The organism is Nocardiopsis coralliicola, assembly GCF_054779695.1.
This window is the reverse complement of the sequence record NZ_BAAGXT010000007.1, coordinates 16,459-38,408: the sequence shown is the minus strand read 5'-3', so window position 1 is coordinate 38,408 and position 21,950 is coordinate 16,459. Positions and strand designations below refer to the sequence as shown.

The window sequence follows — 21,950 nt, the reverse complement described above, 5'->3', positions numbered from 1 at the left end:
TGCCCGCCGATCCGCCGGCACTGCCCGCCCGCTTCTGCGCGACTGGACGCCCGGGCCGGGCGCGCCGCCCGGGGAGCACCGACCGGCCGGCGGCAAGCGGCAAATCCGCGCAGAATCGAGAGTCGTGAACCTTCCGCGGTTCATTCATCGGGCCCTTTTCACTCGGCGTTTCGACCTATGGGGCGAAACCGGTCGGGTCGCCGGCGGGGCGCGGGCATCCGGCCTGGGGATCTAGGCGCAGGAGCGCGTCGCGTTCCTTTTCGCGGGGCGGTGAAACCTCTGCCGCCTCAAATCGCCCATAGCGGAACAGTGCGACTCCGCGGCTCGTGCCTTTTCGCCGATCAGGCTGCGGAAAAGGCGGGTGCGCGGGAATCAGGCATCGAGACGCTGCATGATCCCGTGTTTACGCAGGTCAGCGTGGCGTAATATCGAGCTCGCCGCGCAGGGCCTGTAGGGGGAAGGACCTCTTCTGCCAGGGCAGGGTTTGCAGGGCCCCCGTTGCCGTGTCCGTTTTCCTGGCATGCGCCGCCCACCCCGCCACGCGACCAGCCCGCCACCCGGCCGCCCGCCTGAGGCGCCGTCAAGCTCTGCCGTCGCTGCCGCTTTTGCGCGTGTCCGACGTACTGAACACCGGGAAGCCCGCCGCCGAGAAGCGGGGGCCTACGGCCCGAGCCGCCCCAGCCCCGCGAACAGCAGTGACCCTGGCCGCACAGGAGCGCCGGCGCCTCCCGCCGCCCCCGCCGTCCGGCTCCGTGCGGGGCTGCTCTGCCCGTGGCCGGCCGCCCGCGACTCCGAGCGCAAGCTGACATTCGGGACGAAACGCCCAGAAGTTCGAATCGGGTCCGCTGGGGCGCCCCGTGGGACTCCGGGGTGAAAATCTCCGCGATTTATCTCGAAAATCGTGCCTGGTGGCGCGGTGTGCGGCGCGGAGGGCCAGCGGGCAGGGCGGGCAGTGCGTGGCCGGCTGCAATCAAACCGTAGCCCTGCCGGTCTAGCGTTCGGCTCCCTCCCGGGAGGGTGCTCATCCCAAGCGCCCTCGCACACCACTCCCCAATCAGGAGCGGACCCATGAGCGGACCGAGTACGCCGAGTGAGTCCCAACCGAAGAAGGCGCCCCGCGCCAAGGTCCTCGCGGCGAGCCTCACCGGCAGCACCATCGAGTGGTTCGACTTCTTCCTCTACGGAACCGCCGCCGGGCTCATCTTCGACAAGCTGTTCTTCCCCTCCGGCGACCCCTTCGTGTCGCTGATGCTCTCCTACATGACGTTCTCGCTGACGTTCTTCGTCCGGCCGCTGGGCGGCGTCATCTTCTCCCACATCGGCGACCGGATCGGCCGCAAGCGGACGCTGGTGATCACGCTGTCCCTGATGGGCGGCGCGACCATGGCGATCGGCCTGCTGCCCACCTACGCGGCGGCCGGCATGCTGGCGCCGGTCCTGCTGATCCTCCTGCGCCTCATCCAGGGCCTGGGCATCGGCGGCGAGTGGGGCGGTGCCCTGCTCCTCGCCTACGAGTACGCGCCCAAGAACCGGCGCGGGCTCTTCGGCAGCGTTCCGCAGATGGGGGTGACCGCCGGCATGCTGCTGGCCAGCCTCGCCCTGGCCGGGATGACCCTCCTTCCCGACGAGGCGTTCAACGCCTGGGGCTGGCGCGTGCCGTTCATCGCCAGCGTCGTACTGGTCGCGGTCGGGCTGTGGATCCGCTCCGGCATCGATGAGACGCCCGCCTTCCAGAAGGCCCGCGACGAGGGCGAGATCGCCCAGGTTCCGGTGCTGGAGACACTCCGCCACCACTGGCGCGCCGTGCTCGTCGCAACCGGCGCCAAGGTCGTGGAGACCGCGCCGTTCTACATCTTCGGCACCTTCGTGGTCAGCTATGCCACCGGCACGCTGGACTTCGACAACACCACGACGCTGAACGCGGTGACCATCGGCGCGATCGTCGCGACCGTCTGCATCCCGATCGCGGGCCGGGCCTCCGACACCTACGGCCGCCGCCCGGTCTACCTCGTCGGAACCGTGCTGCTCGCACTCTTCGCCGCACCGTACTTCCTGCTGCTGGACACCGGCAGTACGGCCATGCTGATCCTGGCGACCGTGGTGGGACTCGGCATCTTCTGGGCGCCGGTGACCGCGACCCTCGGCACCCTCTCCTCGGAGATCTTCCCCGCGCGCATCCGCTACACCGGCGTGACGCTGGGCTACCAGATCGGCGCCGCCGCGGCCGGCGGCACCGCTCCGCTGATCGCCACCTGGCTGCTTTCCGAGTTCGGCGGCTCCTGGCTTCCGATCGCGGTCTACATCGTCGCGACAGCCGGCATCTCCCTCGCCGCCGTCCTCCTCGCCGGCTCCGCTTCGCGCGTCTCCCAGGAGCAGCTTGACGCCGACCTCGACCCCCTCGCCGACCGCTGACCCCGCCGCCGCGCTCCCGGGGCCGCTCCGGTCCCGGGAGCACGGCGGCAGGCCCGGGGAGACCGGGGGACGCGGGGGCTAGAGGAGCTGGGGAACGGCCCCCGCGGCGGTGTAGGTGAGGACGAAGGCGCCCGCGATCAGCGCGGTGCCCGCTGCCGCGAGAGCGGCGGGGGCGGCGCCGCGGATGCGGCGCAGCAGCATCGCAGCGAGCAGGGCCAGCCCGGCGGCAGCGATGGCCGCCCAGTAGACGGGGCTCGTAGTGGCAGCGACGACGGTCAGCCCGTAGATGCCCTCGCCGACGCCGATCCCCGCCAGCAGGGCGGTGCCGGCAGCGGCCCGGAGGGGCGCCGGGGAACGCAGCCACGCGGTCGCCGCTCCCACGAAGGGACCGGCGACCACCCCGATGGCACCGAAGAACAGCGGGCTGTAGAAGAGTCCGTTCAGCAGGGCGGCGGCGGTATAGCCCAGGACCAGCAGTACGAAGGCCACCGCACCCAGCACCGACGAAGCGGCCGTGGACAGCCGTGCCGCCGCGATCAGCAGCACCGTCAGCAGGGTCCAGCCGCTCGCCGAGTTGGCGAAGGAGACCACGGAATCGGGCAGGAACCCCTGCGCGTAGAACGTCAGAGCGCCCAGTGCGAAGCCCGCTACGGCGACTGCACCGGCACGGAGCAGCGGGTGCATCCCCGCGGTCCGCGCGGGGCTCTCGGTCGTCGTTGTCTCAGTCATCCCGGCAGGGTACTGAGACTCCTGCGGCGGCCGAACCGGATGTCCGGACGCGCGGCGGGAGCGGGGAGCGGCGCAGGAGCAGCCGGCGGAGCGCCCGGAAAGCACAAGGGCCAGCGGGCACCGAGGTGCTTCCGCTGGCCGCCGTGGGATTGCGCTGTGCGCGCTGGAGTGCCCCCTGCAGGATTCGAACCTGCGCACACGGCTCCGGAGGCCGTTGCTCTATCCCCTGAGCTAAGGGGGCGCGCTGCGAGAACAACAATAACAGGGGTGCGGGGGTGGGTCGTTCGGTTTTGGGGCGGGTTCGGCGAAGGGCGGGCGCGGGAGCCCGGCGGGCGCTAGGGTCGCGGCCGTGGGAGAAGCGCTGACACGGGTCCTGGTGGTCGACGACGACGAGGTGATCCGGCAGCTCATCGCGGTCAACCTGCAGCTCGAGGGGTTCGAGGTGCACACCGCGGTGGACGGCCGGGACTGCTTGGCGCGCGCCGCGGAGGTGAGCCCGGACGTCATCACGCTGGACGTGATGATGCCGAACCTCGACGGCTGGGTCACCGCCGAGCGGCTGCGGGCCGGCGAGGACACGCGCCGCGCGAAGGTCGTGCTGATCACCGCCCGAGCGCAGGAGGACGACCTGCGCCGCAGCCGCGCCGCCGGCGTCGACGCCTACCTCGCGAAGCCCTTCGACCCGACCGAGCTGATCTCCACCGTGCGCTCTCTGGCCGGGCTCGTCCGTTGACGCACTCCGCCGCACCGCGCGGGCCCGTGCCGCAGACCGGAGCGGGCAGCGGCCCGGCCGCCGATCCCGCCACCCTGGACGCGCTGCTGCGCGGGGCCTTCGCTTCGGCGCTCGCCTGCGCGCCCAGCGGCCTCGGTTTCACCGACCCGCGCCGCGACCCGGACCAGCGCCCCTGGGCGGGCCGGTTCACGACCGCCGCTGCTCTGCGCGCCCCCGGCGACCCCGCGGCACTGGCCGGCCGCGCCGCCGCCGCGCTGCGCAGCGTCCCCGGTATCCGCTCGGCCGAAGCGGTCGGCCCCGGCTTCATCGCCTTCACCCCGGAGCCCCGCCTCCTCGCCGCGCTGGCGGTCCGTGCGGCCGAGGGCGCCGCCTTCCTGACCGCCGGCGCCTGGCGCGGCATGCCGGACCCCGGGGGCCGATGGGGTCCGGCCGGCCCGGACGATGCGCTGCCCGTCCCGGACTGGCCGCTGACCGGGCTTGCCGGGTCCGGGCCCGTCGCCCAGGCGCGCGCCGACGCCCGCAGCGATGCGGCCTGCGCCGCGCAGGACGCGGCCGGTGCGGGCGCGGCTGCCGGGGCCGGCGGCACCGCCCCTCCCGTGCACCCTGCACATGCCGGACCGCCCGCAGCGTCCCCGGCGCCCGAGGAGCGGGACGACTGGCGCGAACCCGCCGCCGATGCGCTCGCCCCGGCCGCCGCGGACACCCCCCTCGGCCCGACTGCGCTGCTGCTGGCGGCGGTCGGGGAGAACGCCGCCCGCTACGCCTTCTGCAGGGCGGCCGACGACCAGCCCCGACCCGGCGAGCTGACCGGCCCCGACCTGCCCGCCGAACCGACCGCCGACCGGCCCGGCGCCTGGGCGCGCGCGACCCCCGGCAACCCCGCGTTCGCCGTCCGCCTCGCGCACGCCCGCGCCGCAGCCTCCCGCGACGGCCTCTTCTCCTCCGGCATACCGCCGTTCGCCGCCGGAGGCGGCCCCGCATCAAGGGCGGGTCTGCAGAGCGGCCAGGGCGCCGGTCCCCGGTCCGGCTCCGGTCCGGGGGACGGACGCGGCAGTGCGGTCGCGGACACGCTCGGCGGCGCTCGGGAAGATCAGGGCCGCACAGCCGGCCGGGGCAGCCGCGCGGGGCAGCATGACCCCGGCGGGGAAGCCCCGCAGGTCAGCGGCGGCGCGGAGCCCGGAGGTCCGTGCGGGGCTCCCGCCTCCGACCCCCTGCTCGACCCGGCCGCATGGGACCGGGAGCCCGAATTGGCGGAGTTTGCGGGGGCCCTCTATGACGGTCCCGGGGTTCTGCGGGGGGCTGGACGGCGCGGACGACCGCATATGCTGGTCAGATACGTGGAGGGACTGGCCGCGGCGTACACCGCTGTCGGCCCGTCCCGCTCCGCTGCGGCCGACGCCGCGGCGGCGGGGGTTCTCGGCGCCGCGCTGCGCCTGCTCGGTGTGTCGGCGCCCACAAGGCCCTGAGCGCCCGTGCCCCCGCTCCGCGTGACAGCCTGGGGAGAAGCAGCCCGCGCGGTGCGCGCACCGCGCCGGAGCCGCACGAGCATCCAGGGCACACCGGCGCACTCCGGCGTGCCCGGCGTGCTCGGTCCGACCGCGCGGCCGGCGGCCGGACGCCAAGAGCGGCCGCGCCACCGCAGGCGGCCCGCCGGGCCGGGGCTGCACGGGTGCAGCCGCCGCGGCCGGCCACATCGTGAAGATCCCGCGATTGCACATCGCCGCCAACCGCACCGCTACCGCACTGCCCACCGCCGCTGCCCGCACAGCCACGAGACGACAGCCGAGAGCCGCCATGAGCCGCTACGCCCACCCCGCCGGCCCGCGCCACGCCGACGTGCTGCCCGAGGAGAATCCGCCGGCGCCGCCCAACGACCTCTTCGAGCTGGACCCGCGCGTGTGGCCGGGCAGCGCGCAGCGCGTCAGCGGCGAGCTGGTCCTCGGCGGCGTCCCCGCCTCGGAGCTCGCCCGCGAGTACGGCACCCCGCTGTTCGTCCTCGACGAGGACGACTTCCGCGGCCGCGCCCGCGACTTCCGCACCGCGTTCGCCGCGGTCGGCGCGGACGTCTACTACGCCGGCAAGGCCCTGCTGACCAAGGCGGTCGCGCGCTGGGTGCACGAAGAGGGCCTCAAGCTCGACGTGTGCAGCGGCGGCGAGCTCGCCGTAGCGCTGGCTGCCGGGTTCCCGCCCGCCGACCTCGGCATGCACGGCAACAACAAGTCCGAGGCCGAGCTGGTGCGCGCCCTGGAGGCCGGCGTCGGCCGCATCGTCGTCGACTCCTTCGACGAGATCGAGCGGCTGGAGCGGCTCGCCGGCGAGCGCGGCTGCACGCCCTCGGTCCTCATCCGCGTCACCACCGGGGTGGAGGCGCACACCCACGAGTTCGTCGCCACCGCGCACGACGACCAGAAGTTCGGCTTCGCGCTGAGCACCGGAGCCGCCGACGAGGCGGTCCGCCGGGTGCTCGCCGCCGAGCACCTGCGCCTGGTGGGCCTGCACTCGCACATCGGCTCGCAGATCTTCGACACCGCCGGCTTCGAGGTGGCGGCCCGCCGGGTCGCCGCGTTCCTCGCCCGGATCCACACCGAGACCGGCGTCAGCCTGCCCGAGCTGGACCTCGGCGGCGGCCTCGGCATCGCCTACGTGCCCGGCGACACCCCGCTGTCGCCGAAGGCCATCGCGGAGAACCTCGCCGCCATCACCGCCCGGGAGTGCGCCGCCGGTGGGCTGGAGCCGCCGCGTATCGCGGTCGAGCCGGGCCGCGCGATCGCCGGGCCGGCCGGCGTCACCCTCTACCGGGTCGGCACGGTGAAGGACGTGGAGGGCATCCGCACCTACGTCAGCGTGGACGGCGGTATGAGCGACAACATCCGCACCGCCCTCTACGGAGCCGAGTACACCTGCGTGCCCGCTTCGCGGGAGAGCGGCGGTGCTGCGCCGATGCTGTCCCGCCTGGTCGGCAAGCACTGCGAGAGCGGCGACATCGTGGTCAACGACCTCTACCTGCCCGACGACCTCCGGCCGGGCGACCTCGTGGCGGTCGCCGCGACCGGCGCCTACTGCCACTCGATGGCCAGCAACTACAACCACCTGCCGCGGCCGGCCGTCGTCGCCGTCGCCGGCGGTGCGGCGCGTGCCATCGTGCGCCGCGAGACGGAGGAGGACCTCCTCCGCCTCGATCTGGGCTGAGCGCGGCCGCGCCCGGTCCGGCCGATACGGTCCGCACGGACTGGCCGGCCGCGGTTCGGGCGCGGGCCCGAACGGGAACCGATCTTCAGGATGCGTCGACAGGAACGGGAGTCACCCCCCATGGCGATGAAGGTGGCGCTGCTCGGATGCGGCGTCGTGGGTGCAGAGGTCGCACGGCAGCTCACCGAGCAGGCCGACGAGATCGCCGCGCGCGTGGGCACGCGGGTCGAGATCGGCGGCGTCGCGGTGCGCCGCCCCGGGCGGGCGCGCGGCGCCGGCCTGGACCCGGAGCTGATCACCACCGACGCCATGGCGCTGGCCACGCGCCCCGACATCGACCTCGTCGTGGAGGTGATCGGCGGTATCGAGCCCGCGCGGTCGCTGATCCTCGCCGCGGTCAAGGCCGGCAAGTCGGTGGTGACCGCGAACAAGGCGCTGCTCGCCGAGGACGGCGCGGCCATCCACGCCGCCGCCCGGGAGAGCAATGTCGACGTGTTCTACGAGGCGTCGGTGGCCGGCGCGATCCCGCTGCTGCGGCCGCTGCGCGACTCCCTGGCCGGCGACCGCGTCACCCGCGTGATGGGCATCGTCAACGGCACCACCAACTTCATCCTCGACCGGATGGACTCCCAGGGCGCCGGCTTCACCGAGTCCCTCGAAGAGGCGCAGGCGCTGGGCTACGCCGAGGCCGACCCGACCGCTGACGTGGAGGGCTTCGACGCCGCCGCGAAGGCGGCCATCCTGGCCCGGCTCGCCTTCCACACCCAGAAGGTGACCGCCGCCGACGTGCACCGCGAGGGCATCACCGGCGTCACCGCCGGCGACATCGCGAGCGCGCAGGCCATGGGCTGCGTCGTCAAACCGCTGGCGATCTGCCAGCTCGCCGAGGACGGCAGCTCGGTCGGCGTCCGCGTGCACCCGGCGATGCTGCCGCGCGAGCACCCGCTGGCGACCGTCGGCGGCGCCTACAACGCGGTGTTCGTCGAGGCGGAGAACGCCGGCCGGCTGATGTTCTACGGCGCGGGCGCCGGCGGCACGCCCACCGCGAGCGCGGTCTTGGGCGACCTGGTCGCGGTGGCGCGCAACCGGCTCGCCGGCACCTCGGTCGGCGAGGGCGCGCACGACACCGGCCTGCCGGTGCACCCGGTGGGCGACACGGTCACCCGCTACCACCTCTCGCTCGACGTCGCCGACAGGCCGGGCGTGCTGGCGCTGGTCGCCGACGTGTTCGCCGACTACGGCGTCTCCATCAAGAACGTGCGCCAGGAGGGCTCCGGCGGCGACGCCCAGCTGATCCTGGTCAGCCACCCCGCCCCGGACTCCGCGCTCAGCGCGACCGTCGACCGGCTGAGCGTGCTGGACGAGGTGCTCAGCGTCGCCAGCGTGATGCGCGTCGAGGCCCTCGGCAGCGCCTGACCCGGCGCCGCCGGCCGCCGCACCCGCCGGCACCTGAACCTCCGCCGCGCACCGCCGCCGCACCGGGCCCGCCCGGGCGCGGCGGTGCAGGTCGGAACGGATGTCCCCGGCGCCGCCGCGGCGCGGGGGACCGTAGAATCGAAGGGGGGCGGGCCCAGCCCGCCCCGCCCCTACCGCACCGCGAAAGGTCCTGTCGTGAGCATGGCACGGGCGTGGCGCGGAGTCGTCGAGGAATACCGCGACCGACTCCCCGTCACGGCGCAGACGCCGGTCGTCACCCTGCTGGAGGGCGGCACGCCGCTCGTCCCCGCGAACCGGGTGTCGGAGCTGACCGGATGCGAGGTCTTCCTCAAGGTCGAGGGCCTCAATCCCACCGGCTCCTTCAAGGACCGCGGCATGACGATGGCGATCTCCAAGGCCGCCGAGGACGGCGCCAAGGCCGTCATCTGCGCCTCCACCGGCAACACCAGCGCCAGCGCCGCCGCCTACGCGGTCCGCGCCGGGATGACCTGCGCCGTCCTCGTGCCGCAGGGCAAGATCGCGATGGGCAAGCTCGCGCAGGCCCTGGTGCACGGTGCGCAGCTGCTCCAGGTCGACGGCAACTTCGACGACTGCCTGGAGCTCGCCCGCAAGCTGTCCGTGGACTACCCGGTTGCCCTGGTCAACTCGGTCAACCCGTACCGGCTGCAGGGCCAGAAGACCGCGTCCTTCGAGATCGTCGACGCCCTCGGCGACGCGCCCGACGTGCACTGCCTCCCGGTGGGCAACGCGGGCAACATCAGCGCCTACTGGATGGGCTACACCGAGTACGCCAAGGACGGGATCGCCACCCGCACGCCGAAGATGCTGGGCTTCCAGGCCAGCGGCGCCGCGCCGATGGTGAGCGGCGCGCCGGTGGAGACACCGCGCACCATCGCCACCGCCATCCGGATCGGCAACCCGGCCTCCTGGTCGCTGGCCGCGGAGGCGCGGGACGCCTCCGGCGGCGCGATCGACTCGGTCACCGACCGGCAGATCCTCGCCGCGTACCGGATGCTCGCCGCAGAGGAGGGCGTCTTCGTCGAGCTCGCCTCCGCCGCGAGCGTCGCCGGCCTGCTGCAGGCCGTCGAGGCCGGAGCGGTCGAGCGCGGCAGCCGCGTCGTGTGCACGGTGACCGGCAACGGCCTGAAGGACCCCGACTGGGCCCTGGCCGGAGCGTCCTCCGCGACCACGGTCCCGGTCGACGCCCAGGCGGCCGCCGCAGCGCTCGGGCTGGCCTGATGCCGGACGCCCCCCTGGCCGCGGTGCGCGTGCGCACCCCGGCCACCAGCGCCAACCTGGGCCCCGGCTTCGACGCGCTGGGCTTGGCCCTCGCGCTCTACGACGAGGTCGACGCCCGCCCGCGCACCGACGGCGCCGTGCGCGTCCGGGTGGCGGGCGAGGGCGCCGGCGAGGTGCCGGAGGGCCCCTCCCACCTGGTCGCCAGGGCGTTCCGCGCCGCCTACGCGGCCGCGGGGGAGGAGCCGCCGGGAGTCGACCTGCACTGCCGCAACGCGGTGCCGCAGAGCCGCGGACTGGGTTCCTCGGCGTCGGCGATCACCGCGGGCGTGGCCGCTGCAGCCGGTCTGCTGGGCTGGCACGCGCCGGACGGCGGCCTCGACCGGGACCGGGTGTTCCGGGTCGCCGCCGACATCGAGGGCCACCCCGACAACGTGGCGCCCTGCGTCTACGGCGGCTTCACCATCTCCTGGCGCGACTCCGGCGCCGCGGCCGCCGCCGGCCCGCAGTGGCGCACGCTGGCGCTGGCGCCGTCGCCGGAGCTGCGGCCCGTGGTGTGCGTGCCGGAGACGCGGTCCTCCACCAAGGAGGCCCGCGGCCTGCTGCCGGCCGAGGTGCCGCACGCCGACGCCGCGTTCACCGCCGGCCGCGCGGCGCTGCTCACCGCGGCCGTTTCCGGCCACCCCGAGCTGCTGCTCGCGGCCACCGAGGACCGGCTGCACGAGGGCTACCGGGCGGCTGCGATGCAGGCCAGCGCCCGCCTCATCGCCGATCTGCGCGCCGCGGGCCTGCCCGCGGTGGTCTCCGGCGCCGGCCCCACGGTGCTGGTGCTCGGCAGCGCCGGCGCCGCGGCGGGCGGAAACGCCCGCGGCGGCGGGCATTCCGCGCCGTCGGGCGAGGAAATCGATGCCGTGCTCACGGATTCGATTCGAGCGCGAACGGGTACGGGATGGCACATACGCCCCTTAACAATCGATCCGGCTGGGGTGCGGATCAGTTCTCCCCGTTCATAGACCTGAGTCGAGGAATAGCTGTGGGCTCCGGTGATGTTAGGCTGGTCGAAGCACCAGATGCCCCGTTGCGGGGCGTGTGCTCATCCGCCACAGGGTCCTCCGCACCGACACCGCCCGTACGTGTACCGGCGGGGTCCAAGGTGGTCGCTGTGTCGAGCTCACGTCGCACCCGTGGCTCTGCCTCTCCGACGGCTGTTCTTCCGCCCGGCGAGAGCGACAGGACGGTCCACGGGAAGCACCACCGAGCTGTACGCCCCATTGTCTGGCTGTGCCCAGAGCCCGCCGCGATTGGGTAAAGGGCGCCTTCGGTTCCCGACACACATCCACGTGGGGCATGCCCGACCCGGCGCCAGGCCGGTTCGCACCACCGGGCCTGCCGTAGCAGAACATGACCAGCGGCACGAGCCCGCTCCTTGGGAAGGACCCTTAGTGAGCGACACCACCGATCTCCACACGGACGCGGCGGTCAGCAGCAGTGATTCCCCCACCGCGGCCGGTGCAGCCGGTGCGCAGTCGGGGACCGCGGACGGCAGTGCTGCCGCCGCCTCGGCCGCGTCCAAGAGCCAGGCGCGCGGCCGGCAGTCCGGCGGGACCGGACTCTCCGCGCTGAAGCTCACCGAGCTCCAGCGCCTCGCTTCCAGCCTCGGCATCACCGGTACCGGGCGGATGCGCAAGAACGACGTCATCGCCGCGATCGAGGCGAAGCAGGGCGGCCCCGTTTCGGCGCCGAAGTCGGCCAGTGGCCGGTCCGGCGCCGCGAAGTCCTCCGCCGAGGAGCCTGCGGCCGATAAGGTCGACGCCACGGCGGCCTCGGGCGGGGCGGACGCGGCGGGCGAGACCGCCGACAAGGGGCGCGGGCGCCGCTCCTCGCGCAAGCGCGGCGAGGACGGCGGTGACCAGTCCCGGACCTCCTCGGACGCGACCGAAACCTCTACCTCCGCGAGCAGTGTGACTAAGACTTCGAACACCTCCCAGAAGAACGGCCCTGACCAGCAGTCCGGCGGCCAGCAGTCGGGCGGGCAGCAGTCCGGCGGCCGCCAGAGCGGCCGCGAGCGCCAGCGCAACCGGCGCAACCGCAACCGCGAGGACGGCGACGGCCAGCAGTCCGACAACCAGGGCGGCGGTCAGAACAGCGACGGCGGCCAGCGCGGCGGCAACCAGAACCAGGGCGGCCAGAACCAGGGCCAGAACCAGGGCGGCCGCGGCGGCAGCAGCAGCCACGACGACGACGGCGGCGGGCGGCGCCGCGGGCGGCGCCGCGACCGGCGGGACCGCCGCGGCGGCCGGGAGCGCCAGGAGTCCGAGCCGGTGATCGGCGAGGACGACGTCCTCCTGCCGGTTGCCGGGATCCTCGACATCCTGGACAACTACGCGTTCGTCCGCACCACCGGCTACCTGCCCGGCGCCAACGACGTCTACGTCTCGCTGGCCCAGGTCCGCAAGCACGGCCTGCGCAAGGGCGACGCCATCACCGGCGCGGTGCGCCAGCCCCGCGAAGGCGAGCGGCGCGAGAAGTTCAACGCCCTCGTCCGGCTGGACACCATCAACGGCATGGCGCCCGAGCAGGCGCGCAGCCGCGCCGAATTCTCCAAGCTGGTGCCGCTGTACCCGCAGGACCGGCTCCGCCTGGAGACCGAGCCGAACGTGCTGACCACGCGCATCATCGACCTGGTCGCCCCGATCGGCAAGGGCCAGCGCGGCCTCATCGTCTCCCCGCCCAAGGCCGGCAAGACGATGGTGCTGCAGTCGATCGCCAACGCGATCACCGAGAACAACCCCGAGTGCCACCTCATGGTCGTCCTCGTCGACGAGCGGCCCGAAGAGGTCACCGACATGCAGCGCACGGTCAAGGGGGAGGTCATCCACTCCACCTTCGACCGCCCGGCCGAGGACCACACCACGGTCGCCGAGCTGTCGATCGAGCGCGCCAAGCGCCTCGTCGAGATGGGCATGGACGTCGTCGTCCTGCTCGACTCGATCACCCGCCTGGGCCGCGCCTACAACCTGGCCGCGCCGGCCAGCGGGCGCATCCTCTCCGGCGGTGTCGACTCGACCGCGCTCTACCCGCCGAAGCGGTTCTTCGGTGCGGCGCGCAACATCGAGAACGGCGGCTCGCTGACGATTCTCGCCACCGCGCTGGTGGAGACCGGCTCCCGGATGGACGAGGTCATCTTCGAGGAGTTCAAGGGCACCGGCAACATGGAGCTCAAGCTCAACCGGCAGCTCGCGGACAAGCGCATCTTCCCCGCGGTGGACGTGGACGCCTCCTCCACCCGCAAGGAGGAGATCCTCATGTCCAAGGAGGAGCTCGCCATCATCTGGAAGCTCCGGCGCGTCCTGCACGCGCTCGACACCCAGCAGGCGCTCGAACTCCTCCTGGACAAGATGAAGGAGTCCAAGAGCAACACCGAGTTCCTGCTGCAGGTCCAGCAGACGACCTGACCAGGGCATGAGCGGTACGGAAAGGGCGGTCCCTCCCGCGGAGGGGCCGCCCTTTCCCGTGCGCGGTCCGGGGACGCGCAGGGGGACGCGCAGTCCGCGATTCTGTGCGGTGTGTGTGCAGGGTGTTCGCGGAGCGATTCATTCAGCCCCGCCAATCCGGTCTTTACGTGACATGAGTCACGGGCATAGCATTCGCGGGTCGAACGGCCCGCCGACGCCGCCGGGCAGTCGCGACCACTGAGCCACCCCGCCCACCACCCCTCTCCGTCCGGTACCGCTCGGCCCCGCCCGCACCCCACCGGCACGGCCGCTCCGGTACTCCGACCCCCCGGGAGCACCGCGGATGGACAACCTCGCCCTGCTCAGCCTGATCGCCCTCGCGCCCATCGCGGTCGTCGGCATCCTCCTGCTCGGCCTGCGCTGGCCGGCCAAATACGCCATGCCCGTCGGCTACGCGGTCGTCGTCCTCATCGCGGTGCTGGTGTGGGACACCGAGTGGGCGGCGATCGCCGCCTCCACCGTGCAGGGCCTGATCCTCGCGATCGGGCTGCTCTACATCATCTTCGGCGCGCTGCTCCTGCTGGCGACGCTCACCAAGGGCGGCGCGATCGCCACGATCCGGGCGACCTTCACCGGCATCAGTCCGGACCGGCGCGTGCAGGCGATCATCATCGGCTGGCTGTTCGGCAGCTTCATCGAGGGCGCCTCCGGGTTCGGCACCCCGGCGGCGGTCGTCGCGCCGCTCATGCTGGCGCTGGGCTTCCCGGCGATGGCCGCGGTCATGGTCGGCCTCATCATCCAGTCGACGCCGGTCAGCTTCGGTGCGGTCGGCACGCCCGTCCTGGTCGGCGTCGGCGGCGGCCTCACCGGTGCGCCCAACGTCGAAGCGCACACCGCCGCCACCGGTACCGGCTTCGACGCGATGATCAGCCAGATCGGCTTCGAGGTCGTCGTGCTGCACGCGCTGACCGGCACCCTGGTCCCGCTGATCCTGTGCTGCATGCTCACCGGCTTCTACGGCGGCCGCCGCAGGTTCTCCGACGGCCTCGCCGTCTGGCCGTTCGCGCTCTTCTCGGCGCTGGCGATGGTGATCCCCTCGGTGTTCTTCAACGCCTTCCTCGGCGTCGAATTCACCTCCCTGCTGGGCGGGCTCACCGGACTGCTGATCGTGCTCGCCGCGGCGCGCACCGGCTTCCTGATGCCGAAGGAGATCTGGGACTTCCCGCCGCGGGAGCGCTGGGAGCAGCGCTGGCTCGGCAACATCGTCCCGGGGGTCGGCGACGGGGAGGTCGCCGGCGGCCGGATCGGCCTGGTGCGCGCCTGGACGCCCTACCTCATCGTGGCCGGCGTCCTCGTCCTCACCCGGACCATCACTCCGCTCAAGGAGTGGCTGGAAGGCATCCGGGTCGGCGCTCCCGACGGCCTGTTCGGCACCTCCATCGGCGACGCCGTGCAGCCGCTCTACTCGCCGGGCGCCACGTTCATCCTGGTCTGCCTCATCACCTACGGCCTGCACCGGATGACGCGCCGGCAGATCGCCGACTCCTGGAAGTCGGCAGGATCGCAGCTGGCCGGCGCGGCGTTCGCGCTGCTGTTCGCGGTGCCGCTGGTGCGGGTCTTCATCAACACCGGGACCGAGTTCACCGGCGGCGACCTGGAGTCGATGCCGCTGACCCTGGCCGAGGGCGCAGCGGCACTGGCCGGCGGCACCTGGCCGCTGTTCGCGCCCTGGATCGGCGCACTGGGCGCCTTCGTCGCGGGCAGCAACACTGTGTCGAACCTCATGTTCAGCCTGTTCCAGTTCTCCACCGGCGAGCAGATCGGGGTGGCGCCGGAATCGGTGGTCGCCGCCCAGGCGGTCGGCGGCGCGGCCGGCAACATGATCGCGGTGCACAACGTGGTTGCGGCGGCCGCGGTGGTGGGCCTGCTGGGCCGCGAAGGCGACCTGCTCCGCCAGACCGTGATCCCGTGCATCTACTACCTGCTCATGTCCGGCTCGCTGGCCTACCTGCTGGTCTACGGCATCGGGCTGAACGCGGGCCTGGGGATGCTCATCGCGCTGATCCTGGTGCTGATCGCGGCGGCGGTCCTGCTCCGCCGCCGGGATGCGGCAGAGGCGGCGCGCGCGGGCGCCTGACCCCGGACGTTCCCGCCGCGGGCGCTCCGCCGGCGCGTCCGCGGCCCCGCGCGGCGCCCTCGCTGCGGCGCTGAGCTGCGGCGCAGCCCGCGCTGCGGCAGTGCGGGCGCGGCCGCAGCGCCCGGCGGGGAGAAGCGTAGAACCAGCGGGGTAGGAAAGGCGTCAAAGCCTGCCACTGAGGGACTTCGATACCCCGGCGGCGGTTCGCCAAAACCGGCGTTCCGTGCTTCCATTCGCTCTCGTATGGATGTGAAGAGGTGGGCCGCGACAACGGGCGCGGCGGCGCTCGCCGTCGCCGCCGCAGTCGTGGCCGTGCACGCCTCCGGCCCCTCCGCGGACGCCGGCCCCGCGCAGGAGGCGGCCGCGTCCCAGCCGCCGCCGGAGCCGCCGCGGATCAGCTCCGAGCGGCGCGTCCAGCTCCAGCAGGCGCTCAACGAGGTGATCGCCGAGGGCTCCAGTGGCGCGGTGGCCGAACTCGTCGAGCACAACGCCGACGGCTCCGACACGTGGAACGGCGTCGCGGGCGTGAGCGACCGCGAGACCCGCGACCCGGTCGACCCCAACGCGCACTTCCGCATCGCGAGCCTGTCCAAGCCGTTCGTCGCCGCCACCGCGCTCAAGCTGGTCGAGCAGGGCACCCTCAACCTCGGCGACACGCTGGAGGACATGCTCCCCGGGCTGGTCGGCGGGGGCGACCAGATCACCCTGCGGATGCTGCTCAGCCACACCAGCGGCCTCTACAGCTACAACGGTGCGATGCCCAGCGTCACCGACGACCCCGGCGCCACCTGGGAGCCGGAGGACCTGGTGGAGATCGCCGAGCAGCACGGCCCGGTCTTTGCGCCCGGCAGCAGCGTCGAGTACTCCAACACCAACTACGTACTGGTGGCGATGGCGATCGAGCGCGCCACCGGGCGCCCCTATCCGGAGTCGGTGCAGCGGCTGGTCCTGGACCCCGTCGGGCTTGAGGAGACCTCCATCCCGGGCGACTCCGCAGTGCCCGATCCGGTGATGCGCGGCTATGCGGCGGTCTCGGACCACCAGGGCGGCTCCGAGCCGTTCGACGTAACCGAGTTCGACCCCAGCCGCTGGTACGGCACCGCGCAGGTGGTGTCGACGGTGAGCGACGTCAACCGGTTCTGGCGGGCGCTGCTCGACGGCGAGGTGCTCTCCGGCGACATGCTCGACGAGATGCTCACGGTCCAGGCCGTCGACGACGGCGGCAAGGGATACGGTTTCGCGCTCGGCCCGCGCTCCTACACGCTGAGCTGCGGCGCGCAGGTGTGGATGCACCCCGGCAACATCCCCGGCCACCGCACCTGGACGGTGCACGGCGACGACCTCGACTTCACCCTGTTCCAGGCGCGCTACTCGGCCAACCCGGACCCGCCGGCCTGGTCGATGATCGAACTCGCGATGTGTCCCGAGGCCCCGCTGGAGCCGGACCCCTCGCCCAGCACCGGCGACTACCCGAGCGAGGACGTCGGCGGCACCGGCCGTGGCGAGGACGGCGGCAGGTAGCAGCCGGAGCGGGCGGCGGATCCGCGGCTCGCAACGGCGGTGCAGCAGCGCCGGGGAGCGCCCCGGCCGGCGCGCTTGGCACGGGGCTGCAGGGGGAACAACGCGCGGTCCGAACGTGTTGGGAACTCTGGCAGACTGGTAGCGGAAGGAACCGCCCTGCGCAGGGCACCGACCGGGTCCGCGGGATCATCCCCGCCCGGCCGCGGCACACCGGCGCGGGGGCACGCCAGGTCCTACGACCAGCGGTACCGGTTCGCGCACGCCGCTCTCTCCACCCCGCACGGGGTGCGATCGTGCCCGGGTTCCTTTCGCGGCGTGCGTCCGGCGACCGCCCCCGATGAGGAGAACCGCATGAAGGCCGACATCCACCCGAACTACGTCGTCACCGAGGTGACCTGCACCTGCGGGAACAGCTTCACCACCCGCAGCACCAAGGGCGACGGTGTGATCCGCACGGACATCTGCTCCGCCTGCCACCCGTTCTACACGGGCAAGCAGAAGATCATGGACACCGGCGGCCGCGTGGCCCGCTTCGAGAAGCGCTTCGGCAAGCGCAAGTAGGCACCTCCGGCGGCGCCGCACCGGGCACGGCCACGTGCACGGAGCGGCGCCGCCGTCGACGGTCCTCCGCCGCTCCGCGGCGCCGCTCACGCAGCGCCGGGCGGTTCGACAGCCACCATCTCGACGGGATCAGACGTGAAGCTGGACGACCTTCTGGGCGAGTACTACGAGCTCGAGCAGCAGCTCGCCGATCCGGAGGTGCACGCCGACCAGGCGCGCGCCCGCAGCCTGGGCAAGCGCTACTCCCAGCTCACCCCCGTCATCGCCGCCTACCGCGAGCTCGGCCAGGTGGAGAGCGACCTGGAGGCCGCCCGCGAGCTCGCCGTCGAGGACTCCTCCTTCGCCGAGGAGGCCGAGCGGCTCGAAGCTGAGAGCGAGCGCCTCACCGAGCGGCTGCGCGTCCTGCTGGTCCCGCGCGACCCGGCCGACGACAAGAACCTCATCATGGAGGTCAAGGCCGGCGAGGGCGGCGAGGAGTCGGCTCTGTTCGCCGGCGACCTCGTCCGCATGTACCTGCGCTATGCCGAGCGGCGCGGCTGGAAGACCGAGGTCATCGACTCCACGCCGTCCGACCTCGGCGGGTACAAGGACATCACGATCGCCTTCAAGAACAAGGGCGGGGCCGAGGCCGCCGACAGCGTGTGGCCCAACCTCAAGTTCGAGGGGGGCGTGCACCGCGTCCAGCGGGTCCCGGTCACCGAGTCGCAGGGCCGCATCCACACCTCCGCGGCCGGTGTGCTCGTGGTGCCCGAGGCGGAGGAGATCGAGGTCGAGATCAACGACAACGACCTCCGCATCGACGTCTACCGCTCCTCCGGGCCCGGCGGGCAGTCGGTGAACACCACCGACTCCGCGGTCCGCATCACCCACCTGCCGACCGGCATCGTCGTCTCCTGCCAGAACGAGAAGAGCCAGCTCCAGAACAAGGAGCAGGCGATGCGCATCCTGCGCGCCCGGATCTTCGCCGAGGCGCAGGCGAGCGCCGACGCCGAGGCGCAGGCCGAGCGGAAGAGCCAGGTCCGCACGGTCGACCGGTCCGAGCGGGTGCGCACCTACAATTTCCCGGAGAACCGGATCTCCGATCACCGGGTCGGCTACAAGGCATACAATCTCGACCAGGTCCTCGACGGTGACCTGGGCGGAGTTCTCCAGGCCCTGATCGACGCCGACACCAACGAAAGGCTGGAGCAGGCCCAGTCATGAACTTCCTGCTCGACGAAGTCGCGCGGGCCACGCTGCGGCTGGCCGAGGCGGGGGTGGACTCCCCCCGCACCGACGCCGAGGAACTCGCGGCGTTCGTGCACGGCGTTCGTCGAGGAGAGCTGCACACCGTCGGCGACGGCGCGTTCGACGCCCTGTACTGGGAGTGCGTCGCGCGCCGCGCCGCTCGCGAGCCGCTGCAGCACATCACCGGCCGCGCCTTCTTCCGCTACCTCGAACTGGCCGTGGGCCCCGGCGTCTTCGTGCCCCGCCCGGAGACCGAGATCATGGTCGACTGGGCGATCGACACCCTGCGCGCCATGGATGTGGCCGATCCGCTCGTCGCCGACCTCGGCACCGGATCCGGAGCCATCGCCATCTCCATCGCCCAGGAAGTGCCGCGCTCGCGCGTGCACACGGTCGAGCTCGACGGCGAAGCCCTCGCCTGGGCCGAGCGCAACATCGCCGAGACGGGCCACGCCGACCGGGTCACCGCGCACCAGGGCGACCTGCGCGCCGCACTGCACGAGCTGGACGGCCGGGTGGACCTGCTGATCAGCAACCCGCCCTACGTGCCCACCGGCGACGGCGCCCGGATCCCGCCGGAAGTGCGCGACCACGACCCGGCGCCGGCGCTCTGGTCGGGCGCGGACGGGCTGGACATGATCCGCGCCCTGGAAGGCGTCGGCCGCCGCCTGCTCCGCCCCGGCGGCGCCATGGCGATCGAGCACGGCGACGGGCAGGGCATCGACATTCCCCGGCTCTTCCCCGAAGAGCTGGGCTGGCGCGACGTGCGCAACCGCAAGGACCTGGCCCATCGGGACCGGTTCGTGGTCATGCGCCGCGCTGACGACTAGGCGACTACAGACGGGCACTGCCGCTGCCCCGCCAGCAGGCCCGCACGACACGAACCGAGGTGACCTGAGGTGAGCCGCGCTTACGACTGCGCCGATGAGCAGGAACGCAAGGACGGGATCGCGGATGCGGCGTCAACGGTGCGCCGCGGCGAGCTCACCGTGCTGCCGACCGACACCGTCTACGGCATCGGCGCGGACGCGTTCAGCCCGGCGGCCGTCGCCGCGCTGCTCGCTGCGAAGGGGCGCGGCCGCGACATGCCGCCGCCGGTGCTGGTGGGCTCGGTCCGCGCCGCGCATGCACTCGTCGACGACCTCGGCGGGCACGGACAGGACCTCATTGACGAGTTCTGGCCCGGGCCGCTGACCATCGTCTGCCACGCCACCCCGAGCCTCTCCTGGGACCTGGGGGACACCAAGGGCACGGTCGCGGTGCGGATGCCGATGCACCCGGCGGCGATCGAGCTGCTGAAGGAGACCGGCCCGATGGCGGTCAGCAGCGCCAACCTCTCCGGCCAGCCGGCGGCCGCCACGATGGACGAGGCGCGCGCGCAGCTGGGCGACAAGGTCGCGGTCTACCTCGACGGGGGCGCCTGCGAGGGCGGCGCGCCGTCCACCATCGTCGACCTGACCTATGCGGTGCCGCGGGTGCTGCGGGCGGGCGCGGTCTCCATCGAGCAGCTCCGCGCGGTGTGCGGCACGGTCATCGGCGAGGCGCGCCAGCGCCGCGCCGAGGAGCCGGCCGAGTCCGAAGACGCCGCCGGCGATGCGGACGGCGAGGACACCGGTGCCGCGGGCGCCGCAGCAGCAGACAGCGGCACCGCCGCCTCCGACGGCGCCGCTGCCGCCCAGCAGGACACCGGCACGCAGGACGCTGGAACCGCCGACGCGGGCTCCGCCGACGCCGGCCAGGGCAGCGGGCCGGCGGGGGAGCGCCCCGGGGCGCCGGACTCCTGACCGTGGGCGCCGGCGGACGCGGCCGGCAGGCCGCCGTCCGCAGATCCGCTCGCTGAACAGGCTGCTGAGCGGGCTACCGCGCAGCCGTGCAATGCTAGGTTGGCGGTCTCCGCGCCGGGGTGCATCGGCGCGGTACCGCAACGTAACGGGAAGGTCGGCGATCGCGCCGTGCGGGAGTACGCGCTCACTTTCGTCATCGCCGTGGCGGTCACCTATCTGCTCACCCCCTTCGTCCGCAGGGCGGCGATCGCGTTCGGCGCCGTGCCCCCGGTCCGCGACCGGGACGTGCACACCGAGCCCATCCCGCGGATGGGCGGTGTCGCCATCTTCGGCGGCTTCGCGGCGGCGCTGCTGATCTCCGCGCAGCTGCCGCACCTGCAGGAGGTCTTCCGCACCGACACGGCGCGGATCTGGTGGGGCCTGCTGATGGCCGGCGGCCTGATCACCGCGATCGGCATCATCGACGACCGGTGGGGGATGGGCCCGGTGCCCAAGCTCGCCGGGCAGACCGCCGCCGCCGGAATCCTGGTCGCCCAGGGCGTGCAGCTGCTCTGGCTGCCGCTGCCCGGCATGCAGCTGTCCCTGGGGCCCTGGCTCGGCGCGGTGCTGTCGGTCCTGCTGATCCTGGTCACCATCAACGCGGTGAACTTCGCCGACGGCCTCGACGGACTGGCCGCGGGCATCGTCGCGATCTCCGCCATGGCGTTCTTCGCCTACTACTACGTGGCCGCCGTCGACGCCGGCTTCGAGCGCCAGTCCTATCCGGCGATGGTCGCGATCATCCTGGTCGGCGTCTGCATCGGCTTCCTGCTGCACAACTTCAACCCGGCGCGGGTGTTCATGGGCGACACCGGGTCGATGCTGCTCGGCCTGCTGCTCGCCTCGATCACCATCTCGGTGACCGGCCTCTTCCTGCCCGACCGCTCGGCCGCCGCGGACGCGACCGGCATGGGCTTCCACGCCCTGGCCGCGTTCCTGCCGGTGCTGCTGCCGCTGCTCGTGCTGGCGCTGCCGCTGGCCGACCTGTTCCTCGCGGTGGTGCGCCGCACCCTGGCCGGCAAGTCCCCGTTCGCCCCGGACAAGAAGCACCTGCACCACCGGCTGCTGGAGCTGGGCCACTCGCACAAGCGGGCGGTGCTGCTCATGTACCTGTGGGCGGCGATCATCGCGTTCGCGTCGGTCAGCCTGTCGGTGCTCGACACCCCGCTGATGGTGCTGACGGTCACCGTGCTCGTCGCCGCGTGCGCGGTGGGACTCATCACTCTCCCGCGCCTCCGGCGCAGGGCGCTGCGGCGCCGCCACACGGTGTCCGAAACCCCCGTGGAGGCTCCGCAGGAGGCTGTTCCGGGAGGCTCCGGGAAGAGCTCCTGAAGTTCCCGAGCAGGGTGTGAACTTTTGCGGCCGCGCAGGGGGGCCCGTCCCGTTTCGGGACTTTCGCGGGGGGTGGTGCCGGACCACCGCGGGGACCCTTTAGGCTGAACCCGACCCCGATAGACGGACGTATCCGGCGCCAGCGCTGCGGTCGCACG

The 21,950-nt window shown here is 73.1% G+C and carries 16 protein-coding genes and 1 tRNA gene; 15 read left to right on the top strand and 2 right to left on the bottom strand.

The genetic code is table 11. From position 1 onward, the window contains the following. Nucleotides 1-1,068: 1,068 nt before the first annotated feature. Entirely contained in the window at nt 1,069-2,412 is a 1,344-nt protein-coding gene (locus ACYVGT_RS07725; protein WP_460855750.1) for an MFS transporter, read from the top strand. A gap of 78 nt (nt 2,413-2,490) precedes the next feature. Here the strand turns inward: ACYVGT_RS07725 and ACYVGT_RS07720 are convergent, their stop codons facing one another. Together ACYVGT_RS07720 and ACYVGT_RS07715 are read right to left on the bottom strand one after the other, a co-directional pair. Then, complete coding sequence (locus ACYVGT_RS07720; RefSeq protein ID WP_460855749.1) at nt 2,491-3,141, bottom strand: DUF6518 family protein; 651 nt, start codon at nt 3,139-3,141, stop codon at nt 2,491-2,493. Between the two features lie 169 nt (nt 3,142-3,310). Next, nucleotides 3,311-3,382, bottom strand: a tRNA-Arg gene (locus ACYVGT_RS07715). Nucleotides 3,383-3,490: 108 nt separating this feature from the next. Here ACYVGT_RS07715 and ACYVGT_RS07710 point away from each other — a divergent pair. From ACYVGT_RS07710 to ACYVGT_RS07645, 14 genes are all read left to right on the top strand, one after another. Then, nucleotides 3,491-3,874 carry a response regulator gene (locus tag ACYVGT_RS07710; RefSeq protein ID WP_460855748.1) on the top strand — a complete coding sequence of 128 codons (384 nt, stop codon included), beginning with the start codon at nt 3,491-3,493 and terminating at the stop codon, nt 3,872-3,874. A 26-nt stretch (nt 3,875-3,900) separates the two neighbouring features. Further along, complete coding sequence (locus ACYVGT_RS07705; RefSeq protein ID WP_460855747.1) at nt 3,901-5,340, top strand: hypothetical protein; 1,440 nt, start codon at nt 3,901-3,903, stop codon at nt 5,338-5,340. Between the two features lie 328 nt (nt 5,341-5,668). Continuing rightward, on the top strand, nt 5,669-7,063 hold the full coding sequence (lysA, locus tag ACYVGT_RS07700) for a diaminopimelate decarboxylase (RefSeq protein WP_460855746.1): 1,395 nt from the start codon (nt 5,669-5,671) through the stop codon (nt 7,061-7,063). A gap of 120 nt (nt 7,064-7,183) precedes the next feature. Continuing rightward, complete coding sequence (locus ACYVGT_RS07695; protein ID WP_460855745.1) at nt 7,184-8,479, top strand: homoserine dehydrogenase; 1,296 nt, start codon at nt 7,184-7,186, stop codon at nt 8,477-8,479. Nucleotides 8,480-8,680: 201 nt separating this feature from the next. Further along, nucleotides 8,681-9,739: a threonine synthase gene (thrC, locus tag ACYVGT_RS07690; RefSeq protein WP_460855850.1), complete on the top strand. Its 1,059-nt coding sequence runs from the start codon at nt 8,681-8,683 to the stop codon at nt 9,737-9,739. Beyond that, nucleotides 9,739-10,749: a homoserine kinase gene (thrB, locus tag ACYVGT_RS07685; protein WP_460855744.1), complete on the top strand. Its 1,011-nt coding sequence runs from the start codon at nt 9,739-9,741 to the stop codon at nt 10,747-10,749. The genes thrC and thrB overlap by 1 nt, the downstream gene beginning before the upstream one ends. Before the next feature lie 429 nt (nt 10,750-11,178). After that, nucleotides 11,179-13,191, top strand: a complete 2,013-nt coding sequence (gene rho / locus ACYVGT_RS07680; RefSeq protein ID WP_460855743.1) for a transcription termination factor Rho — start codon at nt 11,179-11,181, stop codon at nt 13,189-13,191. Between the two features lie 343 nt (nt 13,192-13,534). Next, nucleotides 13,535-15,328: an L-lactate permease gene (locus ACYVGT_RS07675; protein ID WP_460855742.1), complete on the top strand. Its 1,794-nt coding sequence runs from the start codon at nt 13,535-13,537 to the stop codon at nt 15,326-15,328. Nucleotides 15,329-15,571: 243 nt separating this feature from the next. Beyond that, the gene (locus tag ACYVGT_RS07670; protein ID WP_460855741.1) at nt 15,572-16,849 is read left to right on the top strand and encodes a serine hydrolase domain-containing protein; all 1,278 of its coding nucleotides are present in this window, start codon (nt 15,572-15,574) and stop codon (nt 16,847-16,849) included. 351 nt (nt 16,850-17,200) lie between these two features. Further along, complete coding sequence (gene rpmE, locus ACYVGT_RS07665) at nt 17,201-17,410, top strand: 50S ribosomal protein L31 (protein ID WP_460855740.1); 210 nt, start codon at nt 17,201-17,203, stop codon at nt 17,408-17,410. A 135-nt stretch (nt 17,411-17,545) separates the two neighbouring features. Next, nucleotides 17,546-18,613 (top strand): peptide chain release factor 1, encoded by a 1,068-nt coding sequence (gene prfA / locus ACYVGT_RS07660; RefSeq protein WP_460855739.1) that lies wholly within the window; start codon nt 17,546-17,548, stop codon nt 18,611-18,613. Then, nucleotides 18,610-19,467: a peptide chain release factor N(5)-glutamine methyltransferase gene (gene prmC / locus ACYVGT_RS07655; RefSeq protein WP_460855738.1), complete on the top strand. Its 858-nt coding sequence runs from the start codon at nt 18,610-18,612 to the stop codon at nt 19,465-19,467. Before prfA ends, prmC begins: the two co-directional genes overlap by 4 nt. 69 nt (nt 19,468-19,536) lie before the next feature. After that, entirely contained in the window at nt 19,537-20,421 is an 885-nt protein-coding gene (locus ACYVGT_RS07650) for an L-threonylcarbamoyladenylate synthase (RefSeq protein WP_460855737.1), read from the top strand. A gap of 168 nt (nt 20,422-20,589) precedes the next feature. Then, on the top strand, nt 20,590-21,792 hold the full coding sequence (locus ACYVGT_RS07645) for a glycosyltransferase family 4 protein (RefSeq protein WP_460855849.1): 1,203 nt from the start codon (nt 20,590-20,592) through the stop codon (nt 21,790-21,792). Nucleotides 21,793-21,950 lie beyond the last annotated feature (158 nt).